Source organism: Candidatus Pelagibacter communis (assembly GCF_001179845.1).
Taxonomy (GTDB): domain Bacteria; phylum Pseudomonadota; class Alphaproteobacteria; order Pelagibacterales; family Pelagibacteraceae; genus Pelagibacter; species Pelagibacter ubique_Q.
In genome coordinates, this window is the sequence record NZ_CVSB01000028.1 from 1 (window position 1) to 2,232 (window position 2,232).

Consider the following 2,232-nt stretch of genomic DNA (forward strand, 5'->3'; position numbering starts at 1 on the left):
ATATTATATCTTAGTTTCTATTAAATTTTTATTTATTTGATATTATTAATTTATGCATAAAAACTTTAGTCATAATGTTAAAGTGTATTATGAAGATACAGATGCTGGTGGAGTCGTGTACTATGCTAACTATTTAAAATATTTAGAAAGAGCTAGAACTGAAGCTTTATCAACTATAGGATTAAGCAATACAGAAATAAAAAATGATTTTGGTGCTCTTATAATTGTTAAATCGTGCAATATTGAATATAAAAAATCTGCATATTTAGAAGATAATTTGCAAATCAAATCTTTTGTTGAAAGTACATCAAAAACTTCTTTTTTAATGAATCAATCAATATTTAAAGATGAGGAATTGATTGTAGAAGCTAAAATTCATCTAGTATTTATAAATGAAAAATTCAAACCAGTAAAAATGCCAGAAAAAATTTTATTAGACTTTAAACCGTACACTTCTAGTTAATAGATATTTTCCTAGCTTTTTTAAATAAATCTACAATCATTCTCTCAGATACAAGCTTAGTGTTTACATTTCTAGGGCTAGGGTGATAACAGGCAATTAGTTTAATATTTCCTGGTAGTAAATAGGATTTTCCATGAATAAATTTTATCTTTTGATTAAAAGTATATTTTTTTTTATAAAATTTAACACAATTATCAAATGCCACCTTTCCTAAGGCAATAATAGTTTTTAATTTTTTTAAATTATAAATCTCACTATCAAAATATTTTGAACAATTATTTAGTTCTTCTATTTTAGGTTTGTCTCCTGGAGGAACACATTTTAAAATATTAGTAATATATGTTGATTTTAATTTAAGACCATCATTTAGGTTTTCTGAATTTGGTTGATTTGATATTTTAGCCTTAAATAAACATTTAAATAAAAAATCTCCAGATTTATCACCTGTAAAAGCTCTTCCAGTTCTTGTTCCCCCATGTGCTGCAGGGGCTAATCCAATTATTAAAATTTTTGCATCAATTGCACCAAAACCTGTAACTGGCTTTCCCCAGTAAGTTTCATTTTTATTCTGCTTTCTTTTTTCTGTTGAAATTTTTTTTATAAAATTAACAAGCCTTGGGCATTTTTTACATTTAAGAATTGTTTTATTTAAATTATCTATTTTAATGTTCATAAATGAAAATTTTAAATTATTTAATTATAATATTTATATGTATTAATTCATCAGTTAAAGCAGATTCAAAACAAACTTTAATTAATGAATTACAAAAAGGTGGAAAATTAATTTTCATAAGACATGCTTATGCTCCTGGCGGCGGTGATCCAGATAATTTTAATATTAATGATTGTGCTACCCAAAGAAATTTAAGTGATGCTGGTAGGGTTCAATCACAAAAAATTGGTAATTTTTTTGAGGAAAATAAAATCCCAATAGGAATAGTCTATTCTAGTGAATGGTGCAGATGCAAAGAAACTGCATCTATTGCTTTTAAAAAATATGAAACTAAAAATTTTCTGAATTCTTTTTTTAGTGCAAAATTTGCCAATAATAGAAAAAAGCAAATTATTGATTTTGATAAATTTATAAGCACTTGGGATAAAGATCAAAACTTAGTTTTTGTTACTCATTATGTAGTGATTTCTGACATTTTAAATTACGCGCCTTCATCTGGAGAGATTGTTATTTCAGATAAGAGCTTAAAAGTTATTGATACTTTAGAAATTGAATATTAAATTAAATTTTTATGTCATCTAAAAGAGCAATGAGACAAGCGCAAAAGCAAGCATATGCTAAACATCGTTCAAACATTACAAATAGCAGATTTAAACTTAAGAAAAAATTTTTAACAAAAAATAAAGAAGAAAAAAAAAGTAAAAATTAACTTTGTTGATCAAATTTCTCTATTTTTTTACAAGTAGAGATTTTGGATAAACTTTCAACATCATTTAAAACAGCCTTAACAAATATTTCAGGTTTATCTTTTTCAAATAAAATTTGAGTATAAAATTGTGGATATCCATGTTTTAATGTGAGTATTTTTCCATCTTCTTCATAAATATTTCTCACATAAGAGTTTTTCTTTTTAACACTTAAATCAGTAATCTTATATTTTTGATAAGTTTTTTCATTATAAACGTAATTACGTGTCATGATTAATTCATTGAGATTTAATATATATTCGTTTTTCAAAAAACTATCTTCTTTGTGATCACATTTACTTAGTATTATGATTTCTGAATATGATTTAGAAATTGGAGCTAGAATTAAA

At 24.6% G+C, this 2,232-nt stretch carries 5 protein-coding genes; 3 read left to right on the plus strand and 2 right to left on the minus strand.

Features of this window, described 5'->3' with window-relative positions; genetic code table 11:
• Nucleotides 1–52: 52 nt before the first annotated feature.
• Complete coding sequence (locus tag AMN81_RS02070; RefSeq protein WP_072090485.1) at nt 53–463, plus strand: YbgC/FadM family acyl-CoA thioesterase; 411 nt, start codon at nt 53–55, stop codon at nt 461–463.
• Here the strand turns inward: AMN81_RS02070 and AMN81_RS02075 are convergent.
• Nucleotides 456–1,136 carry a uracil-DNA glycosylase gene (locus tag AMN81_RS02075; RefSeq protein WP_072090486.1) on the minus strand — a complete coding sequence of 227 codons (681 nt, stop codon included), beginning with the start codon at nt 1,134–1,136 and terminating at the stop codon, nt 456–458. The genes AMN81_RS02070 and AMN81_RS02075 overlap by 8 nt on opposite strands.
• Before the next feature lie 2 nt (nt 1,137–1,138).
• On the opposite strand from AMN81_RS02075, the gene AMN81_RS02080 reads away from it, so the two are divergent.
• Nucleotides 1,139–1,696 carry a histidine phosphatase family protein gene (locus AMN81_RS02080; RefSeq protein WP_072090487.1) on the plus strand — a complete coding sequence of 186 codons (558 nt, stop codon included), beginning with the start codon at nt 1,139–1,141 and terminating at the stop codon, nt 1,694–1,696.
• A gap of 11 nt (nt 1,697–1,707) precedes the next feature.
• Complete coding sequence (locus tag AMN81_RS06375) at nt 1,708–1,845, plus strand: hypothetical protein (RefSeq protein WP_179850557.1); 138 nt, start codon at nt 1,708–1,710, stop codon at nt 1,843–1,845.
• Here AMN81_RS06375 and AMN81_RS02085 read toward each other — a convergent pair.
• A partial coding sequence (locus tag AMN81_RS02085) for a hypothetical protein (protein ID WP_072090488.1) occupies nt 1,842–2,232 on the minus strand: 391 nt, incomplete at its 5' end. The genes AMN81_RS06375 and AMN81_RS02085 overlap by 4 nt on opposite strands.